The organism is Sphingomonas sp. Leaf30 (assembly GCF_001422525.1).
Lineage (GTDB): Bacteria > Pseudomonadota > Alphaproteobacteria > Sphingomonadales > Sphingomonadaceae > Sphingomonas > Sphingomonas aerolata.
The window spans coordinates 642,725-667,540 of the sequence record NZ_LMKZ01000018.1 but is presented as its reverse complement, the minus strand read 5'-3'; the positions used below and the strand labels follow the sequence as shown (position 1 = coordinate 667,540).

26 protein-coding genes are annotated in these 24,816 nt (G+C 66.4%); 17 read left to right on the top strand and 9 right to left on the bottom strand.

Translation table 11 applies throughout. From position 1 onward, the window contains the following. Positions 1–55 precede the first annotated feature (55 nt). Positions 56–604 carry a hypothetical protein gene (locus ASE89_RS16795; protein ID WP_056680007.1) on the top strand — a complete coding sequence of 183 codons (549 nt, stop codon included), beginning with the start codon at positions 56–58 and terminating at the stop codon, positions 602–604. Positions 605–1,165: 561 nt separating this feature from the next. On the opposite strand, the gene ASE89_RS16790 is transcribed toward ASE89_RS16795, so the two are convergent. The 3 genes from ASE89_RS16790 to ASE89_RS16780 form a co-directional block, all read right to left on the bottom strand. Then, a complete protein-coding gene (locus ASE89_RS16790) occupies positions 1,166–1,708 on the bottom strand; it encodes a DUF2501 domain-containing protein (protein ID WP_056680004.1) in 543 nt (180 codons plus the stop codon). 71 nt (positions 1,709–1,779) lie between these two features. Continuing rightward, positions 1,780–3,297 (bottom strand): fumarate hydratase, encoded by a 1,518-nt coding sequence (locus tag ASE89_RS16785; protein WP_056680001.1) that lies wholly within the window; start codon positions 3,295–3,297, stop codon positions 1,780–1,782. A 205-nt stretch (positions 3,298–3,502) separates the two neighbouring features. Then, positions 3,503–4,252, bottom strand: coding sequence for a hypothetical protein (locus tag ASE89_RS16780; RefSeq protein WP_056680826.1), 750 nt, complete (start codon positions 4,250–4,252; stop codon positions 3,503–3,505). A 205-nt stretch (positions 4,253–4,457) separates the two neighbouring features. Between ASE89_RS16780 and ASE89_RS16775 the strand changes: the two genes are divergently transcribed. Further along, positions 4,458–5,159: an NAD-dependent deacylase gene (locus ASE89_RS16775; protein ID WP_056679999.1), complete on the top strand. Its 702-nt coding sequence runs from the start codon at positions 4,458–4,460 to the stop codon at positions 5,157–5,159. On the opposite strand, the gene lgt is transcribed toward ASE89_RS16775, so the two are convergent. The 4 genes from lgt to lepB form a co-directional block, all read right to left on the bottom strand. After that, complete coding sequence (gene lgt / locus ASE89_RS16770; RefSeq protein WP_056679996.1) at positions 5,160–5,990, bottom strand: prolipoprotein diacylglyceryl transferase; 831 nt, start codon at positions 5,988–5,990, stop codon at positions 5,160–5,162. It abuts the gene before it with no gap. Positions 5,991–6,300: 310 nt separating this feature from the next. After that, positions 6,301–7,218, bottom strand: coding sequence for a GTPase Era (gene era, locus ASE89_RS16765; protein WP_031395173.1), 918 nt, complete (start codon positions 7,216–7,218; stop codon positions 6,301–6,303). Between the two features lie 231 nt (positions 7,219–7,449). Beyond that, positions 7,450–8,172, bottom strand: coding sequence for a ribonuclease III (rnc, locus tag ASE89_RS16760; RefSeq protein ID WP_081877668.1), 723 nt, complete (start codon positions 8,170–8,172; stop codon positions 7,450–7,452). Beyond that, positions 8,109–8,957, bottom strand: coding sequence for a signal peptidase I (lepB, locus tag ASE89_RS16755; RefSeq protein ID WP_156363552.1), 849 nt, complete (start codon positions 8,955–8,957; stop codon positions 8,109–8,111). The genes rnc and lepB overlap by 64 nt, the downstream gene beginning before the upstream one ends. A gap of 128 nt (positions 8,958–9,085) precedes the next feature. On the opposite strand from lepB, the gene pgi reads away from it, so the two are divergent. The 3 genes from pgi (at position 9,086) to gorA (ending at position 12,581) form a co-directional block, all read left to right on the top strand. Next, the gene (pgi, locus tag ASE89_RS16750; protein WP_056679993.1) at positions 9,086–10,576 is read left to right on the top strand and encodes a glucose-6-phosphate isomerase; all 1,491 of its coding nucleotides are present in this window, start codon (positions 9,086–9,088) and stop codon (positions 10,574–10,576) included. Positions 10,577–10,748: 172 nt separating this feature from the next. Further along, on the top strand, positions 10,749–11,126 hold the full coding sequence (locus ASE89_RS16745; protein ID WP_056679990.1) for a DUF4174 domain-containing protein: 378 nt from the start codon (positions 10,749–10,751) through the stop codon (positions 11,124–11,126). A 99-nt stretch (positions 11,127–11,225) separates the two neighbouring features. Next, complete coding sequence (gene gorA / locus ASE89_RS16740; RefSeq protein WP_056679987.1) at positions 11,226–12,581, top strand: glutathione-disulfide reductase; 1,356 nt, start codon at positions 11,226–11,228, stop codon at positions 12,579–12,581. 3 nt (positions 12,582–12,584) lie between these two features. Here the strand turns inward: gorA and ASE89_RS16735 are convergent, their stop codons facing one another. Next, positions 12,585–13,367, bottom strand: coding sequence for a crotonase/enoyl-CoA hydratase family protein (locus tag ASE89_RS16735; RefSeq protein WP_056679982.1), 783 nt, complete (start codon positions 13,365–13,367; stop codon positions 12,585–12,587). A 98-nt stretch (positions 13,368–13,465) separates the two neighbouring features. Between ASE89_RS16735 and ASE89_RS16730 the strand changes: the two genes are divergently transcribed. After that, complete coding sequence (locus tag ASE89_RS16730) at positions 13,466–13,888, top strand: PaaI family thioesterase (RefSeq protein WP_056679979.1); 423 nt, start codon at positions 13,466–13,468, stop codon at positions 13,886–13,888. Then, positions 13,882–14,283 carry a PaaI family thioesterase gene (locus tag ASE89_RS16725; protein WP_056679976.1) on the top strand — a complete coding sequence of 134 codons (402 nt, stop codon included), beginning with the start codon at positions 13,882–13,884 and terminating at the stop codon, positions 14,281–14,283. Before ASE89_RS16730 ends, ASE89_RS16725 begins: the two co-directional genes overlap by 7 nt. A 37-nt stretch (positions 14,284–14,320) precedes the next feature. Here the strand turns inward: ASE89_RS16725 and ASE89_RS16720 are convergent, their stop codons facing one another. Next, positions 14,321–15,445: a PQQ-dependent sugar dehydrogenase gene (locus ASE89_RS16720; protein WP_056680819.1), complete on the bottom strand. Its 1,125-nt coding sequence runs from the start codon at positions 15,443–15,445 to the stop codon at positions 14,321–14,323. A gap of 179 nt (positions 15,446–15,624) precedes the next feature. On the opposite strand from ASE89_RS16720, the gene rimP reads away from it, so the two are divergent. The 10 genes from rimP to ASE89_RS21315 form a co-directional block, all read left to right on the top strand. After that, on the top strand, positions 15,625–16,218 hold the full coding sequence (gene rimP / locus ASE89_RS16715) for a ribosome maturation protein RimP (protein ID WP_037529486.1): 594 nt from the start codon (positions 15,625–15,627) through the stop codon (positions 16,216–16,218). Next, positions 16,218–17,957, top strand: coding sequence for a transcription termination factor NusA (nusA, locus tag ASE89_RS16710; RefSeq protein ID WP_082451649.1), 1,740 nt, complete (start codon positions 16,218–16,220; stop codon positions 17,955–17,957). The genes rimP and nusA overlap by 1 nt, the downstream gene beginning before the upstream one ends. Continuing rightward, entirely contained in the window at positions 17,957–18,196 is a 240-nt protein-coding gene (locus ASE89_RS16705; RefSeq protein ID WP_056679972.1) for a tautomerase family protein, read from the top strand. The genes nusA and ASE89_RS16705 overlap by 1 nt, the downstream gene beginning before the upstream one ends. Positions 18,197–18,332: 136 nt before the next feature. Next, a complete protein-coding gene (locus tag ASE89_RS16700) occupies positions 18,333–19,091 on the top strand; it encodes a DUF448 domain-containing protein (RefSeq protein ID WP_056679969.1) in 759 nt (252 codons plus the stop codon). Continuing rightward, positions 19,088–21,931: a translation initiation factor IF-2 gene (gene infB / locus ASE89_RS16695; RefSeq protein WP_056679966.1), complete on the top strand. Its 2,844-nt coding sequence runs from the start codon at positions 19,088–19,090 to the stop codon at positions 21,929–21,931. Before ASE89_RS16700 ends, infB begins: the two co-directional genes overlap by 4 nt. Positions 21,932–22,048: 117 nt before the next feature. Further along, a complete protein-coding gene (gene rbfA / locus ASE89_RS16690; protein WP_031396110.1) occupies positions 22,049–22,438 on the top strand; it encodes a 30S ribosome-binding factor RbfA in 390 nt (129 codons plus the stop codon). Positions 22,439–22,471: 33 nt separating this feature from the next. Further along, the gene (locus ASE89_RS16685; RefSeq protein ID WP_056679963.1) at positions 22,472–23,047 is read left to right on the top strand and encodes a thymidine kinase; all 576 of its coding nucleotides are present in this window, start codon (positions 22,472–22,474) and stop codon (positions 23,045–23,047) included. Positions 23,048–23,197: 150 nt separating this feature from the next. Beyond that, complete coding sequence (gene truB, locus ASE89_RS16680) at positions 23,198–24,106, top strand: tRNA pseudouridine(55) synthase TruB (protein WP_056679961.1); 909 nt, start codon at positions 23,198–23,200, stop codon at positions 24,104–24,106. A gap of 20 nt (positions 24,107–24,126) precedes the next feature. Then, the gene (gene rpsO, locus ASE89_RS16675; protein ID WP_031394369.1) at positions 24,127–24,396 is read left to right on the top strand and encodes a 30S ribosomal protein S15; all 270 of its coding nucleotides are present in this window, start codon (positions 24,127–24,129) and stop codon (positions 24,394–24,396) included. 194 nt (positions 24,397–24,590) lie between these two features. Continuing rightward, positions 24,591–24,816, top strand: a 226-nt coding sequence (locus ASE89_RS21315) for a hypothetical protein (protein WP_236701841.1), incomplete at its 3' end; no start/stop codon positions are given.

Here is a 24,816-nt window from a genome sequence, read left to right as displayed (position 1 = left end):
CGCGATCGCCGTCCTCGCGCCTTGAGCGGCCGCCGGGCGTGCCGCATAGCGGGTCATGCGCGCCCACACCCCTATCGCACCCGGCTGGCCCATCGCCGCCGGCCTCGCCACGCTGACGCTGATCGCCGGTTGCGTCGCGCCGCCCCGCGCCGAACCGACGCCGCCGCCGCCGCGCGTCGAGGCGCCCGCCCCCGCCCCACGCCCCGCCCCGCTCGCGGCGGATTGGCGCGACTGGCCCTATACGCCGGGAAGCTGGACCTATCGCCGCGATCCGCGCGGATCGGTGGCGAGCTTCGGAACGCAGGCGGCGCTGCCAGTGCTCACCCTGCAGTGCGATACCGGCACGCGGCAGATCCATCTGTCGCGCACCGCGGCGGCCGCCACGCCGATGACGATCCGCACGTCGAGCGTCACGCGCGCGCTGTCGGTCCAGCCCGGCAGCACGCCCGGCACCGTGACGGCGACACTGCCGGCCAGCGATCCGTTGCTCGAAGCGATGGGGTTCAGCCGCGGTCGGTTCGTGATCGACCAGCAGGGTCAGCCCGCCCTCGTCATCCCCTCATGGGCGGAGATCGAACGCGTGACCGAGGATTGCCGCGGGTAAGGGCGGGCATTCGCCCAGCGTGCCGCACAGCCTTTGAGGATTGCGCGAAATCTTCTGCAAAACAAGACTTGTATCAACAGGGCGCCCGGCACACATTGCGGTTGCGGTCAGGCTTGGCCGCGTTTTTTCAACAAGCGAAAGGAGGTGATCCGATGTCTCATGGTTCAGCAGTGAGTTCGGTTCGGTTCGTTCGGGGGACGCGCTACTGATATCCGACGGCATGTGCGGGAGGTATCGCCCTCCAATCAACGCACATGGCACAGGATGAGGTGGTACGCATGGTCCTCCGGGCTGGAGCTCTCCGGCCGCTGACCATGTCAGGAGGTTGTCGGGTCGTCGTGAGACGCCCCGGCAACCTCTTTTCATTTCCGGGTGGTTTTGTTTGGAGGATGCGGACGTGGCCCCACATCTTTAACAGAACGGTCCTCCCCCAACCCACACCGTCATCCTGACGAAAGTCAGGATCCAGAGCCACGCAGGTTGCCCCTAATTACCCTGGATCCTGACTTTCGTGAGGATGACGGGACGGGCGATGGCTAGCCGCCCTAGCGCACGCGCCGGTTACAGAAACGCCTTGGCCCGGTTGAGCACGAGGCTGCACATCTTCGTCTTCACCTGTCCGCCGAGATTGTCGAGCGACAGCCCCTGACCGTTCGGCGCCTGAAGCTCCCCCGCCTGTCCCGCTGCAAAGCCGGGCGACGTCCGCACGCCCTGCCGCCCTGTCAACCGCTGCAGGATCGACTGCGCGCCCGCTGCCTGGCCCGTCGCAGGAGCCTGCGTCCGGGACTGGGGCGCCGTTTGCCGCCCGGTTAACGCGCCAAGTGCCCCGCCCTGACCCAGCAGGTTGTTCTTGAGGCAATAGCCGAGCAGACCTGCCGCGTTGCCCGCACCGATCGAACCGATGCCCGACGCGCCACCGCCAAGCAGGCCGCCCAATCCGCCACCCAGTCCGCCGCCAAGCCCGCCGAGACTGTCACCCAAGCTGCCGAGGCCCCCGCTGGACGTACGGGGCGCGGGCGCAGGTGCCCCGCTCTGGGCAACGGCGCTCGTCGTCATCAATGTTGCGACCGCGATCGCGACGACGGGGTTGGCGGGCTTGAACATACGAAACTCCTCTGGTTCGCAAGCTCAACGGAAGGGCCGCCCTCCCCGTTCCACGTCATCAGGACGAACGGTCACGCCGGCGCGAGCAGCCCCTCCCGCGCGATCTTCTCGCGCCAGACGAGCGGCGCCAGCTGGTGGACGTTCTCGCCCGCCGAATCGACCGCGACCGTCACCGGGAAATCGGCGACCTCGAATTCGTAGATCGCTTCCATACCCAGATCCTCGAAGCCGACGACCTTCGATCCCTTGATCGCGCGCGCTACCAGATAGGCCGCACCGCCGACCGCCATCAGATAGGCCGACTTGGCCTCGGCGATTGCCTTGGTCGCATCGCCGCCGCGCTCGGCCTTGCCGACCATCGCGAGCAGGCCCTGGTCGAGCATCATGCGCGTGAACTTGTCCATCCGCGTCGCGGTAGTGGGGCCCGCGGGCCCGACCACCTCGTCGCCGACCGGATCGACCGGCCCGACATAATAGATCACGCGACCACGGAAATCGACGGGCAGCTCCTCGCCCCTGGCCAGCATATCCGCGATCCGCTTGTGCGCGGCGTCACGCCCGGTGAGCATCTTGCCGTTCAGCAGCAGGCGGTCGCCATGCTTCCACGTCTGCACGACCTCGGGCGTGAGCGTGTCGAGATCGACGCGGATCGCGGCCTTGTCGGGCGTCCAGTTGACGTCGGGCCACTCCTCGAGCTTTGGCGCCTCCAGATAGACCGGCCCCGAGCCGTCGAGCACGAAATGCGCGTGGCGCGTGGCGGCGCAGTTCGGAATCATCGCGACCGGCTTTGACGCGGCATGGGTCGGCCAGTCGAAGATCTTGACGTCGAGGATGGTGGAGAGTCCGCCTAGCCCCTGCGCGCCGATGCCGAGCGCGTTGACCTTGTCGTAGATCTCGATCCGCAGCGCCTCGATGTCGTTCTTGGGGCCCCGTTCCTTCAGCTGCGCCATGTCGATCGCGCCCATCAGCGACTGCTTGGCGAGGATCATCGACTTTTCCGCGGTGCCGCCGATGCCGATGCCGAGCATCCCCGGCGGGCACCAGCCCGCGCCCATCTGCGGGATCATCTCGAGCACCCAGTCGACGATCGAGTCGCTTGGGTTCATCATCTTGAACTTGGACTTGTTCTCGCTGCCGCCGCCCTTGGCCGCGACGTCGATCGACACCGTGTTGCCGGGCACCATCTCGACATGCATCACGCTCGGCGTGTTGTCCTTGGTGTTGCGGCGCGTGAAGGCGGGATCGGCGAGGATCGACGCGCGCAGCTTGTTCTCGGGGTTGAGATACGCCTTGCGCACGCCTTCATCGACGACCTCCTGCAAGGAACGGGTCGAGTCGAGGCGGCAGTCCTGGCCCCATTTGACGAAGATCGTGACGATGCCGGTATCCTGGCAGATCGGGCGATGACCCTCCGCGCACATCCGGCTGTTCGTCAGGATCTGCGCGATCGCATCCTTGGCGGCGGGGCTCTGCTCGGCTTCGTACGCGACGCCCAGCGCACGGATGTAGTCCATCGGATGGTAGTAGCTGATGAACTGGAGCGCGTCGGCGACGCTTTCGATCAGGTCGGCTTCGGTGATGACGGTCATGCAGCGCCTTTACGGATACGGGTTTGCAGGCGTCTTAGCGGCGATCGGGTGATTTATGAAGATAGGGTCGGCCGGGCGATCGCCGCGCGACCCGCCACGACGTCCGCGCCTGCACGAGGTCCGACGTGTGAGGTTCTCCAAACAAAAGGGGCTGGAGTGGACACATCACCACTCCAGCCCCTCACTTTAATTACGTGCAGCAGTCTTACATCGGCGGCGTCAGGCCATCCTTGCCGACCGCGACGGACCTCGCCCCCGACGCGCCGGTCGAGGTGATCGCGAACAGCTTCTGGCCCTTTGCGAAGATCGAACGCTCGGCCGGCTCGAACCGGACGATCGGCGTGCCGACGGGCACGACGACCTGCGCCTTGCCGCCCTTGTACGAGATGCTGAGCTTGGTTTCGCCGGCCTTGCCCGCGCCGCCGGTTACCGTCCCGTTGGTCATCCCGCTCTGTTGGTCGACGGTGCCGTTGGTCATCGCGCTCTGCCCGTCGACGGTGCCGTTGGTCATTGCACTCTGCCCATCGGCCGCGCCGCCGCCAGCGGCCGCGACCACGCCGGGAACGTCCCAGGGATAATGGCCCTCGCCGGTCCCGCGCATCGCCTCGGGGAAGATGACGAGCTCGACCGCGCGCAGCGCGTCGTCGGGACCGGTCGTCGCGGTGCCGATGAAGTCCCCGTCCTTCAGCGTCGACAGATCGGACTTCACCACCCAGGCGACCTTGGTTTTGGCGTCGAGCGGCACGCTGACCGACTTGCCGTCATAGGTCTGGACGGTCACTGTATCGGCGCCGACCGCGGTGATCACGCCGCGGACGCGGGTGACGTCGGGCGCTGCGCTCGCCGCCGCGCTGGTATTGACGGTGGCAGTGTTGGCGCCAGTCGATGTCGTGTCGCCACAGCCGCCAAGGACCGCGATCACGCCACTCAACAGCATCAGTTTTTTGGTCACCATCGCATTGGATCCTTCGAATATCATGGCGCGCGGTGCCATGACGGCATCGGCGAACGGTGTGCGGCCGGCCACAAAGACATGGTCGGTTCGGTTCAACGCCGTAAACGAGCAACCGGGCGCATCCCGCCGACCCGATGCTCGGAGACGCGAGATATCGGCGTGACTGCGGCTATCCTGGCGACAGCGCCATACGTAGAGGGTGACGATGCAGGATCTACGAAACATCGTCATTCTGACGGGTGCAGGAATTTCTGCCGAAAGCGGCATCGCGACGTTCCGCGGCCCGGGCGGCCTATGGGAAGGACACCGGGTCGAGGACGTCTGCACCCCCGAGGCACTCGCGGCGGATCCGGAGCTGGTGCACCGCTTCTACGATCTCCGTCGGGCGGCGCTGGCGACGGTCGAGCCCAATGCCGCGCACCGTGCGCTGGCGCGGCTGGACGAAGCGTGGGGCGGCGGATTGCTGATCGTCACGCAGAATGTCGACGACCTGCATGAGCGGGCGGGCGCGACGCGGATGCTGCACATGCATGGCGAACTGCTTTCCGCGCTATGTGCCGTTTGCGGTGCGCGCGAGCCTTGGACCGGCAGCTTGCCGGAGGGGTCGATATGCGGCGCCTGCGGGTCGGCGGCGCTGCGGCCTGACATCGTGTTCTTCGGCGAGATGCCGTACCAGATGGAGCGGATCGAGGCGGCACTGGCGCAGGCCGATCTGTTCGTGTCGATCGGAACGTCGGGCGCGGTCTATCCGGCGGCGGGGTTCGTACAGACCGCGGCCTATCACGGCGCCGCTACCTTGGAGCTGAACCTCGACCCTTCGATGGGGAGCGTGTTTTTCGAGGAGACGCGGATCGGCGCGGCCGGAATACTGGTGCCGGCCTGGGTCGATGAGGTGCTGGGGCGATAGTCACGGGGCGACGCGCGCGCGCTTGAGCGACCGGACGTAGAACCAGATGCCCGCGCCGATCATCGGCACGCTCAGCGTCTGCCCCATCGTCAGCCCCCACCACAGATGGTCGAGCCCGGCATCGGGCTGGCGGACGAATTCGAGCAGGAACCGCGCGGTGCCGTACAAGATCAGCCCCGCGCCGAGCAGGTGGCCGGGACGAAGCCGCGCGTCGGTGCGCCAGAACAGATAGGCCAGGACGATCATGCTGAGTCCGCCCTCAAGCGCGGCTTCGTAGAGCTGGCTCGGGTGCCGGGGGATGCCGTCATGCGTGCCCGGAAAGATCACCGCCCAGGGAAGCGAACTCGGCCGGCCCCACAACTCCCCGTTCACGAAATTGGCGATCCGCACCAGCACGAGGCCGAACGGCGTCGCGCAGGCGACGTAATCGCACATCCGGAGCAGCGACAGCCGATGACGCCGTGTGAACAGGACCGGGCTGACAATCACCCCCAGGAACCCGCCATGCAGCGACATGCCGCCCTGCCAGAGCTTCAGCACGTCGAGCGGCGCGCGCCAGATCTCGGGCCGGTAGAACACGCAATAGCCGAGCCGACCACCGATGATGATGCCCAGCGTCAGGTAGAAGACGAGATCGTCGACATGCCCCGCCGTCATCGGCGCACCGGACCGGCGGAGCATCCTCCGCAGACACGACCAGCCCAGCGCGATCATCGCGATATAGCTGAGCGCGTACCATCGGAGCTGGAACAGGCCGAAATCCAGCGCCACCGGGGACAGATGCAACTGGTCGTAGCGGATCGCGGACGTCGCATCGATCAGGGTCGGCATCGCGTGGTCCTCGTCCGGGTCAGCCGGTGAGGTCTACGGTAGCATCAATAGATTTCAGGAGGTCGCGGGTTTGGTACAATAGGCGTCGGTGTGACGCAGTGCCGAGCCAAAGCCTGCTCTCCCGCGAAGGCGGGAGTCCAGTCTGGGCCACCGCCTTCGCGGGGGAACATCCTTTTGCATCGAACACTACCACCCCGGCGGAGGCCGGGGCCCAGTTGGGAAGGCCCGAGTAACGGAGCGCTGTCCGTCGTGACCATCGTCCCCCAACTGGGCCCCGGGCTTCGCCGGGGTGGAGCGTGGTGGTCGCGGGTCAGTCGACCCAGTCTAGCCCGATATCGCGGTACACTTCCCGGTCTTCGTCCCAGCCCGGCTTCACCTTGACGTGCAGATACAGATGCACCGGCTTGCCCGTGATCGAGGCGAGCTCGATCCGTGAGCGCGCGCCGATTTCCTTGATCCGCACGCCGCCCTTGCCGAGCACGATCGCGCGCTGCGTCGGGCGTTCGACGAGGATCTGCTGGTGGATTTCCAGCGACCCGTCCTGGCGCTCGATATACTGCTCGGTCTCGATCGTGCTCGCATAGGGGAGCTCGGCGTGGAGCTGGAGATAGAGCTGCTCGCGCGTGACCTCGGACGCCAGCGCGCGCTCGGTCGAGTCGGACACCTGGTCTTCGGGATAATGCCACGGACCTTCGGGCATCGCCTTGGCGAGCTGCGTCTTGAAGTGCGCAAGGCCGTCGCCGGTGCCCGCGCTGATGAAGAACGTCTCGGCAAATGGAAGCAGTGCGTTCAGCTTTTCTGCGTGGATCAGCAGCTTGGTCTTGTCGGCGAGATCGACCTTGTTGAGGATCAGCCAGATCGGCTCAGGTCGACCGACCAGCGACTCGACGATCGTCGTGACCTTGCCGCCGATCCCGCCCTTGGCGTCGACCACCAGCGCGATGATGTCCGAGCCCTCAGCGCCGCCCCAGGCGGCGGCGACCATCGCGCGGTCGAACCGGCGCTTGGGCTCGAAGATGCCGGGGGTGTCGACGAGCAGGATCTGGGTGTCGCCCTCAATCGCGACGCCCATCAGCTTGGCGCGCGTAGTCTGCGCCTTGGGGCTGACGATCGCGACCTTCTGGCCGACGAGCGCGTTGACGAGCGTCGACTTGCCTGCGTTCGGGGCGCCGACGATGGCGACTAGGCCGCAATGCTTTGGATCGGGCTTGGTATTCGTTTCAGTCACATATGCTCTTTTCGAACTGGTGTTGCGGACACCTGTACAGCGAAAACGGCTGTTCGTCATCGCGTCGCGACAAGGCAGTTTGGTTCACGCGGAGCCGCGGAGGCGCGGAGATGATGTGGATGGGGATCGCGCCCGCTTCGATCATACGCCGCCGATTATCTCGGAGTCGTTCGGAGCGAGATCGGAGTTCCACTCGCTGCCGCCTCCGCGGCTCCGCGTGAACCATTCTTGTCAGCCCAGCTTCTCCAGCAGCGCCTTGGCCGCTGCGGTTTCGGCTTCCTGTTTGCTCGATCCCATGGCGGTCGCTTCGGCGAGCTTGCCGATCGAGACGAGGATCGTGAATTTGGGGGCGTGTCCGGGGCCGGAGCGTTCGACGACTGTGTATTCGGGGGGCTTGCGGTTATGCGCGGCCGCCCATTCCTGAAGCGCGGACTTGGGGTGCTGCGGCGCCTTGGCGCCGGCCTGGACGCGGTCACCCCATGCGCCGCGGACGAACGCACGTGCGGCGTCGAGCCCGGCCTCCTGGTACCAGGCGCCGATCAGTGCCTCCATCACGTCGCCCAGCACATTGTCGCTGTCGCTGGCGCCGTCGTCGCGCGCCTGCTTGCCGAGCTTCAGATGCGCGCGCACTCCGAGCTCACGCGCCACCTCGGCGCAGACCGGGCCCGTGACGAGCGCGTTCAGGCGTTTCGAGAGCGACCCTTCAGGATCAGTCGCGAACAGTTCGTACAACCATTCGGCGACGATTAGCCCCAGGACGCGGTCGCCGAGGAATTCCAGCCGCTCGTAATTCGCCTTCGCCTGGCTGCCATGCGTCAGTGCGCGCTCATAGGGTGCCAGATCGCGCGGCCGGCGACCGAATACGCCCGCCAGCCAGTCGCCGAGATCGCTCAAAAGCCTTCCCCGATCCGCTCCCAGCGCGCGGCGCTGACCCAGGTCCAGGGTTTCAGCCATTCGGCATTACCGTCGGTCGAGAAGAAGCTGACGACCGCCTTGCCCTCGACATTCTCGAGCGGGACATAACCCATCCCGCTTGGTGCGGGGAACCGGCTGTCACCGCTGTCGTCGCGGTTGTCGCCCATCACGAAGATATGGCCGGCGGGTACCGTATAGACGCCCGTGTCGTCGCGATCGGGCAGCTGCGCCTGGTCGAGCACGGAATAGCTACGGCCGCCGGGCAACGTCTCGCGGTAGCGCGGATAGCGACAGATCTGGACGCCGTCGGCGACGTCGACGAACGGCGCGCCGCATTTCTCCGCATCGAAATTGGCGGTCAACGGGATCGTGAAGTCGGCGATCCGCGCCTTGGGGATCGCGGTGCCGTTCAGGTACAGCGTGCCCTGCCGCATCTGCACCGTCTCGCCGGGCAGGCCGATCACGCGCTTGATGACGTCATGGTCGAGCACTTCGGGCGCGCGGAAGACGACGACATCGCCGCGCGTCGGCGTGCTGGCGAAAATCCGTCCCGGGATCAACGGCACGCCACCCGGCAGCGACCAGCGCGAATAGCCATAGCTCCACTTCGACACGAACAGATAATCGCCGATCAGCAGCCGGGGCAGCATCGATTCGGACGGAATGCTGAACGGCGCGAAGATGAAGCTGCGCAGGATCAATACGACCACCGCCAGCTTCAGCAGGAAGCGGAACGTCTCTGCGGTTTCGGATCGGGCCGGTTTGGTCTTCGCGTCTTTTGCCATGGCCGCGGGTTTGCTCAACCGGCGCGCGCCGTCAAGCATATGCAGCATCCGCCATGTCCGGAGACGATCCGGACACCCCCGGAGACCCAATCGCCTCCCGGGACGTTATGGTGTTCTTGCTCGCGTCGCCGTATCGGTGCGCACGAATTCCAAATCGGAGACTTTGCATGACCGCCGACTGGTCCAAACTCGAAGCCCTGCCCGCCGCCAAACTCACCGACCTGTTCGCCGCCGACTCTGAGCGGTTGTCCAAGCTGAGCCTCGACGTCGCAGGCATCCACTTCGACTGGTCGAAGACGCACCTGACCGCGGACATGGTCAGCGCGTTCGAGGAGATGGCCAAGGCGCAGGACCTGTCGGGCAAGCGCCAGGCGATGTTCGCGGGCGAGATCGTCAACGTCACCGAAGGCCGCGCGGTCGAGCACACCGCCGAGCGCGGCGAGGGCAAGCCCGAGAGCGTCGCGATCGCACAGGCGAGCCATTCGCGGATGCGCACGCTGATCGACGCGATCGAGGCGGATGCGCTCGGTCCCGTGCGGCATATCCTGCATGTTGGCATCGGCGGGTCCGCGCTGGGGCCGCAATTGCTGGTCGACTCACTCGGGCGCGACGACAAGCGCTATGATGTCGGGATCGTCGCCAATGTCGACGGCGTCGCGCTGGAGGATGTGTTCGAACGCTTCGATCCGGCCGCGACGTTGCTGGTGGTCGCGTCGAAGACCTTCACCACAACCGAGACGCTGATGAACGCCGAAGCGGTGCTTCAGTGGATGAACGAGCATAATGTCGAGGATCCGTACGGCCGCGTGATCGCGCTGACCGCCGCGCCCGAAAAGGCGATGGAATGGGGCGTCGACGAGACGCGGATCCTGCCGTTCGCCGAGAGCGTCGGCGGGCGCTATTCGCTGTGGTCGACGATCGGTTTTCCGGCCGCGATCGCGCTCGGCTGGGACCGGTTCGAGGAACTGCTCGAGGGGGCGGCCGAGATGGACCGCCATTTTCGCCTCGCCGCGCTGCACGAGAATGCGCCGGCACTCGCCGCGTTCGCCGACCTCTATTACACGCAGATCCGCCATGCCGAGACGCGTGCGACCTTTGCCTATGACGAGCGGTTGCGGTTGCTGCCAAGCTATCTCCAGCAGCTGGAGATGGAGTCGAACGGCAAGTCGGTGACCGCGGATGGCCAGCCGCTCGGGCGGCCGTCGGCGGCGATCACCTGGGGCGGGGTCGGCACCGAGGCGCAGCATGCGGTGTTCCAGCTGCTCCACCAGGGCACGCACCTGGTGCCGGTCGAGTTCGTCGCGTCGATCGAGCCGGGCGATACGTTGCCCGAGGAGCATCACAAGGCGCTGTTGCTCAACGCCTTTGCGCAGGGTGCGGCGCTGATGGCGGGTAAGCAGGTCGAGGATCCCGCGCGCAGCTATTCGGGCGACCGGCCGTCGTCGACACTGCTGCTCGACGATCTCGACGCGCGCACGCTGGGCGCGCTGATCGCGTTCTACGAGCACCGCGTGTTCGTGAACGGCGTGCTGCTGGGGATCAATTCGTTCGACCAGTTCGGGGTGGAGCTGGGCAAGGAGATGGCGAAGGCAGCGGAGAAGGGCGGGCAGACGTTCGATCCTTCGACCGACGATTTGATCAAGCGCGCGTTCGGGTAAGGGGGGGGCGTGCGCTGAGTGCGCCCCCCCCCCACTCCGCCACCCCGGCGAAGGCCGGGGTCGAGTTGGGCGAACCCCAGTTTATCACAGTGAGGCCTTCCCAACTGGGCCCCGGCCTTCGCCGGGGTGGTATTTGGGGGGACCGTGCGCGCACCTCGAGCGTTACCGCGGTATGGTCATCCTCCTCGCCGTAGCGCTCGCCGCCTCCCCTACCCTCGCGCAGATGCGCTGGGATCGCCGTGTGTTGATCGTCGCGGCCCCCTCCCCGCAGGACCCGGAACTTGCCGAGCAGCGGCGCATCCTCGACAATTGGACCACGAAACGCGACGAGCGCGACCTCACCGTCGTCGAAATCGTCGGTGATCAGGTTCGCGGCGCCGGTGACAACGCCCCCGCGCTGCGCCGCAAGTTCCGCCTTCCCCCCACCTTCACCGCGATCCTCATCGGCAAGGATGGCGGCGAGAACCTGCGCAGCGCACACCCCTTCCCCGCCGTCGTGCTGGAGCGGACGATCGACGCGATGCCGATGCGGAGGGCGGGTCGGCGATAGAGCCAGCCGATCACCCTGATCGCCGCATCGGTCTTGTCCGCGCATCCCCCCTGCCCCAGATGGCATCCAAAGCCGCAGCGCGACGTACAAGGATAGCCCGTGACCGATACCCAATTCGACTATGACCTCTTCGTCATCGGCGCCGGCTCGGGCGGTACGCGTGCATCGCGCGTTGCCGCCGCGCATGGCGCGCGCGTCGCGGTCGCCGAGGAATATCGCGTCGGCGGCACCTGCGTCATCCGTGGCTGCGTGCCGAAGAAGCTGCTGATCTATGGCGCCCATTTCGCCGAGGATCTGAAGGACGCCAAGCGCTTCGGCTGGCAGGTGCCCGACGATTGCGCGTTCAGCTGGCCGACGCTGCGCGACAACGTGATGGAGGAGGTCGACCGGATCAACGGCGCCTACACCCAGACGCTCGAGAACAACCATGTCGACATCATCCACCAGCGCGCGGTCGTCTCGGGCCCCAACGAAGTCACGCTCGCCGACGGCAGCAAGAAGACCGCGGCGAAAATCCTGATCGCGGTCGGCGCGCACCCGCTGGTGCCCGACTGCCCCGGTGCCGAGCACGGCATCACCTCGAACGAGGTGTTCCATCTCGACGACGTGCCGAAGCGCGTGCTGATCGCGGGCGCTGGCTACATCGCCAATGAATTCGCCGGCATCTTCCATCAGTTCGGATCGCACGTCACGCTGATCAACCGCACCGACGTGATCCTACGCGGCTATGACGAATCGATCCGCGATCGGCTGCTCCAGATCTCGATGAGCAAGGGCATCGACTTCCGCTTCAACGCGGCGTTCCAGGGAATCGACAAGGGCGAGGACGGTTGCCTGACCGTGCATACCAGCGGGCACGAGCCGATCGTCGTCGATCTCGTCCTGTTCGCGACCGGCCGCCTGCCGAACACCAAGGGCCTCGGGCTCGAGACGGCCGGGGTCGAACTCGACGCGGCGGGCGCGGTGGTGGTCGACGAGGACAATCGGTCGAGCTGCGACAGCATCTTCGCGGTCGGCGACGTCACCAACCGCATCCAGCTGACCCCGGTCGCGATCCGCGAGGGACAGGCGTTCGCCGACACCTTCTTCGGCAACAAGCCGACCCGCGTCGACTACGCCAACGTCCCCGCCGCGGTATTCAGCCACCCGCCGATGGCCGGCGTCGGCATGACCGAATCGCAGGCCAAGCAGGCGCTGGGCTCGGTGAAGGTCTACACGTCGGACTTCCGGCCGATGAAGAACGTGCTGGCAGGGCGCAACGAGCGCTCGCTCTACAAGATGATCTGCGACGGCGAGACCGACCGCGTTGTCGGCATCCACATGATCGGCCCCGACTGTCCCGAGATCCTCCAGTCCGCCGCGGTGGCGGTGAAGGCGGGGCTCAGCAAGGCCGATTTCGACGCGACGGTCGCGCTGCACCCGACGATGGCGGAAGAGCTCGTCCTGATGAAGTAGCGCCTAGTCGACGAACACCGCCGCGCGCTTTTCGAGATTGGCGCGGACCTGTTCTATCTGATTGGGCTTGCGCATGACCTTCCCCTGCACGTCGCTTTCGGCGCGCAGGATCGCCACCGAGTCCGCATCGGCGGCGAGCGTGTAGAGCGCTTTCGACCCCCGGATCGCCTGCGGATTCTTCGCGGCGATCGCACGTGCCATCGTCATCGCCGTGGCATGGGGATCCTCGTCCAGCCGGGTGACGAAGCCGTGGTGCAGAGCTTCCGCCCCGTCGAACTCGCGCGCGGTGTAGGTCAATTCGCGCAGCACGTCGTCGCGCGCCAGCGTCCGCCACAACGCGATCCCCGCCATGTCGGGTACCAGTCCCCAATGCGTCTCGCGGATCGCGAACCGCGCCTGCGGGTGGGCGATGCGGATATCGGCACCCGACATGATCTGGAACCCGCCGCCGAACGCCACGCCGTGGACCGCGGCGATCACCGGCATCGGCAACGTTCGCCAGCCCCAGGCGACCTGCTGCACCAGATTGGCGTCGCCATACGCCCGGTCGTCGAGTGACAGCCCCGACCCGCCGCCCGCCATCGACGCCATGTCGAGCCCCGCGCAGAACGCCCGCCCCTCGCCCGACAACACAACGACGCGCACCTCGGCCATTCCCGAAAGCCGATCGATCGCGGCGGCGATCCCCTCGAACATCGCCGGGTCGATCGCGTTCATCTTGTCCGCGCGGTTGAGGCGGACATCGGCGATCCCGTCCGCGACGGCGATGGTGACCCGGTCGTTCATGGCGATCCTCTCTCCTGATCTCGTTGCGCCCGATGCTAGCCCCGCCCCGCATGTGCGGCAATGTTGCGTGGCGGTCGCTGGCGTGTAGAGGTCGGGGCATGGATGGCTTCGACGCAGAGCGGTTTACACGACACGGGTTCGGCGGGCACGGCGCCGCGCTGGGGATGCGCTATCATGCGCATGGCGCGGACTGGGCTGAGCTTGCGCTGCCCTATGACGAAAAGCTGATCGGCGATCCGGCCAGCGGCGTGATCGCGTCGGGGCCGATCATCACGATGATGGACATGGCCGCCAGCATCGCGATCTGGATCCGCCGCGCGGCGTTCGTGCCGTACGCGACACTCGACCTGCGCGTCGATTATCTGCGCCCGGCGACGCCCGGCAAGACGGTGATCGGGCGCGGCGAATGCTACCGCATCACCCGGTCGATCGCGTTCGTCCGCGGCCAGGCGCATGACGGCGATCCCGCCGATCCGCTTGCGCATGTCGCGGGCACGTTCATGGTGCTGGGGTCATGGTGAGCACCCTGCCACCCTATGCCGCAACGCTGGGCGTCGAGATCGAACGCGACGCGGAGGGTTGGCCGGTGCTGCTGATGCCGTTCGGCGACGACGTGATCGGCCGCCCCGGATTCCTCCACGGCGGCGCGATATCGGGGCTGCTCGAGGTCGCGGCGATCGCCGCGCTCTACCATGCGATCGAGACCGAGGGGCCCGACGACGCCAGCGTACGGATCAAGCCGGTGACCGTCACCGTCGATTTCATGCGGGGCGGCCGCGACAAGCCGACGCGCGCGGCGGGCGTGGTCACCCGGCTCGGCACGCGCGTTGCCAATGTCGAGGCGATCGCGTGGCAGGACGACCGCGACAAACCAATCGCGGCCGCGAGGATGAATTACCTGATCGTTCGCGACTGACCCCGCCCCCCGCCCGTGGTCGGGGGGCGGCACAGCCTTACCGCGCCGTCAGCTTGATCAGACGTCCCTGCGATTCGCCACCGTCCTCCAGCACCCAGATCGCGCCGTCGGGACCCTGTTCCACTTCGCGAATACGCGCCCCCATGTCCCACTGGTCGCCTTTGGCGGCATTGCTGCCGTTCAGATCGACGCGGACGAGTGATTTTGACGACAGCCCGCCGATGAACGCATCGCCCTTCCACTGGGGGAACATGCTGCCCGAATAGATCATCAGCCCGCCCGGCGAGATCACCGGATTCCACGACACCTTGGGCGCTGCATAGCCGTCGCCGGGCTTGTGGTCGGGAATGTCGCGCCCGTCATAATGGCTGCCGTTCGACGCTTTGGGCCAGCCATAATTCTGGCCGGGCGTGATCAGATTGACCTCGTCGCCGCCCTTCGGCCCCATCTCCTGCTCCCAGAGATTGCCCTGCGCGTCGAATGCGATGCCAAGCAGGTTGCGATGGCCATAGCTCCAAATCTCGGGTGCGAAGCCCTTGGCCGCGAGCGGATTGCCGGGCGCGGGCTTGCCGTCGAGCGTCAGGCGGAGGACTTTCCCCAACGTGACCTTGGGATCCTGCGCCGGGGTAAATTTCTGGCGGTCGCCATTAGTGAAGAACAGATATTTGCCGTCCGGCGAAAACGCGATGCGGCCCGAATAGTGACCATTGCCCTCGACGAACGGCCGCGCGTTGAAGATCACTTCGATCTCGCCGAGCCGCTCGCCCCCACCACCGTCGGGCCGCAACCGACCCCGCGCGAGAACCACGCCCTTGCCGCCAGCACCCGCCGACGAATAGCTGAAATACACACGCTTGCTCGTCGCGAAGTCGGGCGCGAGGACGACGTCCATCAACCCGCCCTGCCCTGCCGAATCGACGGTGATCGTCGCGACCGTCTGGCGCTGTTTTCCATCGGCCGAGACGAGGAGCATTTCACCGGCCTTCTCCGTCACCAGCATCCGCCCGTCGGGCAGCACCGTCATCGCCCAGGGTGACTCGAAATCGGCGACGACCGTTTGCTGGAACGGCATATTCCCCGGCGCGGGCTGTGCGGAACAGGCGGCCGCGGCGAGCAAAGTGGCGGATATCAGGCCGGTGGCGGCCAATGTGCGACGGATCATGATCTTCTCCCGGAAATCCCTGCGCCAACGCGGCGTGACGAACGAAGGTTGCTCCCGCTTGCGAAGCGTTGCCATCGCGGGTATGGAGATCCTACTTTCTCTACATCGCCAGATGAAGAGGCTGCGGGGTTCGCTCCGCGGCGCTGATCACCTGTGCTTTGGCCCTGTTTGGAATTGCGATGGCGAATATCGCCCTGTTGACCGAATTGATCGAACCCGAAGCCAAGGCGCTCGGGCTCAGCCTCGTGCGCGTGCGCATGCAAGGCGGCAAGTCCGATCCGACGCTGCAGGTGATGGCCGAGCGGCCCGACACCCGCCAGCTCGTGATCGAGGATTGCGCCGAGCTGTCGCGCCGCATCTCGGACAAGTTCGATGCGCTCGAGGCCGAGGGCAAGGACCCGGTCGGCGAGGACGCATATCGTCTCGAGGTGTCGAGTCCCGGTATCGACCGCCCGCTGACCCGGCTCCAGGACTTTGCCGACTGGGAAGGCCAGGAGGCGCGCATCCGCCTCGTCGAGCCGTTCGAGGATCGCAAGCAGATCTCGGGCAATCTGATGGGCGTCGAGGGGACCAAGATCACCGTCGACGTGAACAAGCACAAGATCATGACGATCGACTTCGCCCAGGTGGCCGACGCCAAGCTCGTCATGACCGACCGACTCATCGCCGCGACCGCGCCGCTTTCGACCGAAGGCGCGGACGAGGTTTTCTATCAAGATACGTCCGATGAGCCTGATGCTCGCGGCGTCGAGACCGAAGAAGGACAGCATTGATGGCCACGGCAGTCACCGCAAACCGCGCGGAACTGATCGCGATCGCGAATTCGGTCGCGTCGGAGAAGATGATCGACAAGGCGATCGTGATTGAGGCGATGGAGGACGCGATCCAGCGCGCCGCCCGCTCGCGCTACGGCGCCGAGAACGACATCCGCGCCAAGCTCGATCCGAACACCGGCGATCTGCGCTTGTGGCGCGTCGTCGAAGTGGTCGAGGCCGTCGATGACTATTTCAAGCAGGTCGACGTCAAGGGCGCACAGAAGCTCCAGAAAGACGCAGCACTCGGCGACTTCATCGTCGACCCGCTGCCCCCGATCGAGTTCGGCCGCATCGCCGCCCAGGCCGCCAAGCAGGTCATCTTCCAGAAGGTCCGCGACGCCGAGCGCGAGCGCCAGTTCGAAGAGTATAAGGACCGCGCAGGCGAGATCATCACCGGCGTCGTCAAGCGCGTCGAGTTCGGCCATGTCGTCGTCGACCTGGGCCGCGCCGAGGGCGTTATCCGCCGCGACGCGCAGATCCCGCGCGAAGTGGTGCGCGTCAACGACCGCATCCGCTCGCTGATCCTGAACGTCCGCCGCGAAAACCGCGGGCCGCAGATCTTCCTCAGCCGCGCGCACCCCGACTTCATGAAGAAGCTGTTCGCGCAGGAAGTCCCTGAAATCTACGACGGCATCATCGAGATCAAGGCTGCGGCGCGCGATCCTGGCAGCCGCGCGAAGATCGGCGTCATCAGCCATGATTCGTCGATCGATCCGGTCGGCGCCTGCGTCGGCATGAAGGGGTCGCGAGTTCAGGCCGTCGTGCAGGAAATGCAGGGCGAGAAGATCGACATCATCCCCTGGTCGCCCGACATCGCGACTTTCGTCGTCAACGCACTGCAGCCGGCTTCGGTCAGCCGCGTCGTGATCGACGAGGAGGAAGAGCGCATCGAGGTGGTCGTTCCCGACGACCAGCTTTCGCTGGCAATCGGCCGTCGTGGCCAGAACGTCCGCCTCGCGTCGCAGCTGACCGGCAAGGCGATCGACATTCTTACCGAGGCCGATGCGTCCGAGAAGCGCCAGAAGGACTTTGTCGAGCGCTCGGCGATGTTCGAGAAGGAGCTCGATGTCGACGAGACGCTCGCACAGCTGCTGGTCGCCGAAGGGTTCACCAGCCTCGAGGAAGTCGCCTATGTCGAGGTCGAGGAGATCGCCGGCATCGAGGGCTTCGACGAGGATCTGGCGGGCGAGTTGCAGAACCGCGCGACCGAGGCGCTCGAGCGTCGCGACGCGGCCAGCCGCGAAGAGCGTACCGCGCTCGGCGTAGAGGACGCGCTGATCGACATGCCGTATCTGAACGAGGCGATGCTCGTCACGCTCGGCAAGGCGGGCATCAAGACGCTCGACGATCTCGCGGATCTCGCGACCGACGAGCTGGTCGAGAAGAAGCGCGCCGAACCGCGCCGCCGTAACGACGATGCGCCCAAGCGTCCCGAGCCCAAGGGCGGGATTCTCGCGGAATATGGTCTGAGCGACGAGCAGGGTAACGAGATCATCATGGCCGCGCGTGCGCACTGGTTCGAGGACGAGGCCCCCGAGGCTGACGCCGTCGAGGCGGACGAGGCTTCGGTGGAAGAGGCTTCGGCCGAGGACACTGCGGCTGAGGACGTCGTGGCTGAGGACACTGCGGCGGACGACGTCGCGGCGGATGACGCTGCGGACACGACCGACGCGAAGAGCGAGGACGACAAGGCCTGATGCCGTTTGTCAGCATCCGCATTTCGGGGTCCGCCACCAAGGACCAGAAGGCCGGCATCGTCGCCGACGTCACCCAGTCGCTCGTCGAGCGGCTGGGAAAGAACCCGGCTGCGGTGCAGATCGTGATCGAAGAGGTGTCGACCGAGAATTACGCCGCGGGTGGCCAGCTGCTGGTCGACCGCGACGCCCCGAAGACGACTCCGGCGCAGGAGGACGCACATGCGGAACCCTCCCGATGAGACGCTAGGCGCTACCAACGGCCTTCCTTCCTCCCTTCCCGCAAGCGGGAAGGGACCGAGGGGTGGGCGCCCGGCTTCGGCCAAGGGCGATGGCGGCAATGGGGGAAAGCGCGTGCCCACCCCTGGCTCTTCCCGCATGCGGGAGGGGGACGAAGACTCGCCCGTGCGCAAGTGCATCCTGTCCGGCGAGCGTGACGTGCGGCCGCATCTCGTGCGACTCGCGCTTGCGCCCGACGGGCAGATTCATCCCGACGTGCGCGCCAAGGCGCCCGGGCGCGGTGCGTGGATCGGCGTCACCCGCGTCGAGCTCGAGGCTGCGATCAAGAAGGGCAAGCTGAAAGGCGCGCTCGCGCGTGCGTTCAAGACCGGCGAGTTCGCAATTCCCCCCGAACTGCCCGCGCAGATCGAAGCCGCGCTTGAGCGCAACGCACTCGACCGTCTCGGCCTCGAATCGCGCTCGGGCACCGTGCTGATCGGTTCGGACCGGATCGAGCAGAATGCGCGCCAGGGCAAGTTGAAGGCGCTGTATCATGCGTCCGACGCGGCCGAGGACGGCAACCGCAAGCTCGACCAGGCGTGGCGCATCGGCAACGATGTCGAAGGCTCGGGCCTGCGGGGGTTGGCACTGCCTGCGTCACGTACCATATTGGCATTGGCGCTGGGGCGGGAGAATGTGGTACACATTGGCCTGACTGACCGCGCTGCAGCAAAGCGGGTGAGCGAAGCGCTCGACCGTTGGCTGCATTTTATCGGCCCCGAACCTTCTCCCGTGTCTTGCGAAACGGCCTCGCAGGGCGCATCGGCGTCTCAACAAAACGGGACGTCACCCATAACAGGGGCGTCCGGATCGACCGGACACAGCCCGGCCGTGGACATGACTGAGGAATTTGAGTGAGCGACACGGACAACGAGAAGCCGAAACTTGGCATGCGCGCACCTTTGGGTGTGAAGCGCACGGTCGAGACCGGCCAGGTGAAGCAGAGCTTCAGCCACGGCCGATCGAATACGGTAATCGTGGAAACCAAGCGTGCGCGCGTCCTGCGCCGTCCGGGCGAGCCCGACGGTCCGGTCGCCGATGCGCCGGTTGCCGCGCCCGAGCCGGTTGCGGCCCCCGCACCGGCTCCGCAGGCGCGTGCGCCGCAGCCCGCCCCCGCACCGGTACGCCAGCAGGCACCGAGCAACCTGTCGCCGCAGGAGCGGCAGGCCAAGCTTCTCCGCGAGGCGGAAGAGCAGCGGATGAACACGCTCGAAGAGGGGCGTCGTCGCCAGGAAGCCGAGCGCGCCAAGGCCGCCGAGGACGAGCGCAACCGCATCGCCGAACGCGCGCGTGCCGAGGCGGAAGCCAAGGCTGCACCGGCGCCGAAGCCCGTCGAGGCGCCCGCACCTGCACCGGCACCCGTCGTCGAAGCAGCGCCGGTCGTAGCGCCGACGCCTGCGGCCGCGCCGGTTGAAGCTCCCGTTGCGGCGGCCCCTGCCCCCGCTGCGGCCCCGGCACCCGCGCCGACCCCGACGCCAGCTCCGGTGGCGGCACCAGCACCGGCCCCCAAGCCGGCGCCCGCGCCCGTCGCACCGCCGGCCCCGCCGCCGATTCTCGAATTGTCGCGCGATCCGTCGATGCCGGCACCCCGCCGGTTCTCGCCAGTCGCCCGTCCCGAGCGTCCTCCGCCGCCGCCGAAGCCCGTCCCGGCACCTGCACCTGCAGCGCCGGCGACGACCGCCAATGCCGGCACGACCGCAGCGCGCCCTGGTGCAACCGGTGCCAACGCGCCGGCTGGTGGCGTCCGTCGCGACGCACCCCCGGCACGGCCGCAGCAGCGTGACCGCAAGGGCGACGATCGTCGCACCTCGGGCAAGCTGACTGTCAACCGCGCCCTCGGCGATGGCGATGGCGCCCGCGCCCGCTCGCTCGCCGCGCTCAAGCGTGCGCGTGAGAAGGAGCGTCGTGGCACCGGTGGTCCGCGCGAGCCGCAGGCCAAGCAGGTCCGCGACGTGGTCGTCCCCGAGGCGATCACCGTGCAGGAACTCGCCATCCGTATGGCAGAGAAGGGTGCCGACCTCGTCAAGGCGCTGTTCAAGATGGGCATGCCCGTCACGATGACGCAGACGATCGACCAGGATACGGCCGAGCTGCTCGTCACCGAATTCGGTCACAACCTGACGCGCGTCAGCGATGTCGACCAGGATCTGGCGAACGACACGATCGACGATGCCGAGGAGACTCTGCGTCCGCGTGCCCCGGTCGTCACGATCATGGGTCACGTCGATCACGGCAAGACGTCGTTGCTCGATGCCCTGCGCGGCACCGACGTGGTGCGCGGCGAAGCGGGTGGCATCACCCAGCATATCGGCGCGTATCAGGTCACGCTGAAGGACAAGTCGAAGATCACCTTCCTCGACACGCCGGGCCATGAGGCGTTCACGCAGATGCGTGCGCGCGGTGCGGACGTCACCGACATCGTCATCCTGGTGGTGGCGGCGGACGACGGCTTGATGCCGCAGACGGTGGAGGCGATCGCTCACACCAAGGCGGCTGGCGTGCCGATGATCGTCGCGATCAACAAGATCGACAAGGAAGGCGCCAATGCTCAGAAGGTGCGCGAGCGCCTGCTGAGCGAGGAGATCGTGGTCGAGGACATGGGCGGCGACGTCCAGGACGTCGAAGTCTCCGCGACCAAGAAGATCGGTCTCGACACGTTGATCGAGAAGATCCAGCTCCAGGCCGAACTGCTTGAACTGCGCGCCAATCCGGATCGTGCGGCCGAGGGTACGGTGATCGAGGCCAAGCTCGACAAGGGTCGTGGCCCGGTCGCGACGATCCTCGTCAATCGTGGTACGCTCAAGGTCGGCGACATCTTCGTCGTCGGCGGCGAGAGCGGCAAGGTCCGTGCGCTGGTCGACGACAAGGGCAAGCAGATCAAGGAAGCGGGTCCGGCGATGCCGGTCGAGGTCCTCGGTCTGTCGGGCGTGCCGTCGGCGGGCGATCCGTTCCAGGTGGTCGAGAACGAGGCACGGGCCCGCGAAGTCGCGGAATATCGTCGCAGCGTGAAGACCGACAAGCGGACCGCATCGGTTCCGGCCAGCCTCGAGAGCATGTTCTCGGCGCTGAAGGAAAAGCAGGCAATCGAATATCCGCTGGTCGTGAAGGCGGATACGCAGGGCACGGTCGAGGCAATCGTCGGGGCGATCAACAAGATCTCCACCGATCTGATCAAGGCGCGCGTGCTGAGCTCGGGCGTCGGTGGCATCACCGAATCGGACGTCACGTTGGCGGCGGCATCGGGTGCACCGATCATCGGCTTCAACGTTCGTCCGAACGCCAAGGCCCGCGAGATCGCCGAGCGCCAGAAGGTCGCGTTCAAATATTATGACGTGATCTACGACCTGATTGACGAGATCCGGGCGGGGATGGCCGGCGAGCTTGGGCCGGAAGCGTTCGAGACGGTTGTCGGTCGTGCCGATATCCGCGAGGTCTTCTCGGCGGGCAAGCATGGCAAGGCGGCGGGTCTGCTCGTCACCGAGGGCAATATCCGCAAGGCGCTCAAGGCACGTATCACGCGCAACGACGTCATCATCTACCAAGGCGAAATCGCATCGCTGCGTCGCTTCAAGGATGATGTCGCCGAAGTCCGCGCCGGGCTGGAGTGTGGCGTGACGTTCACGTCGAACTTCGTCGACATCAAGGCCGGCGACGTCCTCGAGACGTTCGAAGTCGAGATGCGCGACCGCACGCTGTAATACTGAAACCCTCTCCCCCTCGGGGAGAGGGTTGGGTGAGGGGCAGTACCGGGCGGTAACGCCTGCGGCCGCCCCTCATCCCCACCCTCTCCCCGGAGGGGCGAGGGAGTTAGAAGAATGAAGACCGATACCCCAGAGATCAAAACCGTCCGCGCGCTGCGCGTGGGCGAGCAGGCGCGTCACGCGCTCAGCGACATCCTCGCGCGCGGCGACGTGCATGATCCGGTGCTCGAAAAGCACCTCGTCACGATCACCGAGGTGCGCATGTCCCCCGACCTGCGTCACGCCACCGTCTTCGTGAAACCGCTGCTCGGCAAGGACGAGGAAAAGGTGCTGAAGGCGCTGCGGACGAACACCGCCTATCTCCAGCGCGAAGTCGCGACCCGCGTGCAGACGCGCTATGCCGCCAAGCTGAAATTCGTCGCCGACGAGAGCTTCGACGAGGGCACGCACATCGACACACTGCTGCGCGATCCGCATATCGCGCGTGACCTGTCCGAGGATTGACGCCGCCGCGCGACGCGTCTTTGGGTTGAGCCGATGGCCAAGCTGTATTTCTATTATGCGTCGATGAACGCGGGCAAGTCGACCAACCTGCTCCAGGCGGACTTTAACTACCGCGAGCGCGGGATGCGGACGATGCTGTTCACCGCCGCGATCGATGACCGCTTTGCGGCGGGCACGATCACGTCGCGGATCGGGCTGGAGGCACCGGCGATCGCGTTCGACGCGGAGACCGATATCGGAGCCTGCATCGCCCGGCAGCACGCCGAGGATGCTATCTCCTGCGTGCTGGTGGACGAGGCACAGTTCCTGACTGCGCCTCAGGTCGACCAGCTCGCGCAGATCTGCGACGTGGTCGGCATCCCGGTGCTCGCCTACGGCTTGCGGACCGATTTCCAGGGCGCGCTGTTCCCCGGCTCGGCGCGGCTGCTCGCGCTGGCGGACTCGCTGGTCGAGATCAAGTCGGTGTGCATGTGCGGGCGCAAGGCGACGATGAACCTGCGCGTCGACGCGAACGGCCGCGCGATTGCCGAGGGGCTGCAGACCGAGATCGGCGGCAACGACCGCTATGTCGCACTGTGCCGCCGGCATTTTACCGAGGCTTTGGGGTAGCTCCCTGCCCTTCGCCCCTTCCCGTCATCCTGACGAAAGTCAGGACCCAGGGTACCAAACACCGTCTCTCGTGGCTCTGGGTCCTGACTTACGTCAGGATGACGGAGTGGGTGGGGCTCGCCCTGCCCCGATATTCAAGGACCCAACGACATGCATGGCTGGATCATACTCGACAAGCCGCTGGGGCTGGGCTCGACGCAGGGCGTATCCGCGGTGAAGCGCGCGCTGCGCAACGGCGGCTATGGCAAGTTCAAGGTCGGCCACGGCGGCACGCTCGATCCGCTCGCGACCGGCGTGCTGCCGATTGCGGTCGGCGAGGCGACCAAGCTTGCCGGGCGGATGCTCGACAGCGACAAGATCTATGATTTCACCATCATGTTCGGGGTCCAGACCGACACGCTCGACGCCGAGGGCGTTAGCATCGCCACCTCCGACGTGCGCCCGACGAAGGCGGCGGTCGAGGCGGTTCTGGCGCAGTTCACCGGCCCGATCGCGCAGGTGCCCCCCGCCTATTCCGCACTCAAAATTGATGGCGAGCGCGCCTACGACCTCGCCCGCGCCGGGCAGGAGGTCGTGCTCGCAAGCCGGAACGTGACGATCTACGCACTCACCCCCCACCCCACCCGTCTTTTGGATGACGAGGTCGGGGAGGAACTGGAGGCGGTCACCCTCACCGCGCACGTCTCCAAGGGCACCTATATCCGCTCCCTCGCGCGCGACATCGCGCTGGCGCTCGGGACCGTCGGCCACGTCACCATGCTACGCCGCGTAAAGGCCGGTCCGTTCGACCTCTTATCGGCGATATCGCTGGACAAACTGGACGAACTCGCTAAGGCCTCCGCGCTTGAAGATGTACTACTGCCCTTGAGGGTGGCGCTGGACGACATCCCGGCTCTCTCCCTCACCCCCGACCAGGCAGGGGCGCTCCGACAGGGGCGTATCTTGGCCGGGATCGCCGCAGACGATGGCCAATACTTCGCCGAACTGGACACCGTCCCGGTCGCGCTGGTCGAGGTCGAGGACGGAGACGTCCGGGTCGTTCGCGGTTTCAATCTGTGATGTCGAAGGACTGAGAATTCATGACGATTACCGCTGAACGCAAGACCGAGCTGGTCAAGATCCACGCACGCCAGGACGGCGACACGGGTTCGCCCGAAGTCCAGGTCGCGATCCTGACCGAGCGGATCAAGAACCTGACCGAGCACTTCAAGGGCCACAAGAAGGACAACCACTCGCGTCGTGGTCTCCTGATGATGGTCAACAAGCGCCGGTCGCTGCTGGACTATCTCCGTCACAAGGACGGCCAGCGCTATCTGGATCTGATCGCGAAGCTCGGTCTCCGCAAGTAAAACGAACGGCTCCCTTCGGGGGGCCGTTTTTGTATATACGACTTTGATTCCGCGCCATCGCGCGCGGAGGCAAACGCCAGGACGCAATTCGGTGGACTGGCAAGGAGCGACAACTCGCTCCACACCGCCGCGAGCCGGCTTAGCTCGCACATAGGCCCCGGTCGGCATCTGGCCGCCGGAGTGAAGGAAATGAAATGTTCGATACCAAAACCGTAAGCGCCCAGTGGGGCGGCAAGACGCTGACGCTCGAGACCGGCCGCGTGGCCCGTCAGGCAAACGGCGCCGTGCTCGCCACCCTCGGCGAGACCGTCGTTCTGTGCGCCGTTACGGCTGCACGGACCGTCAAGGAAGGGCAGGATTTCTTCCCGCTCACCGTCCATTACCAGGAGAAGTTCTCCGCGAGCGGCCGCATCCCCGGCG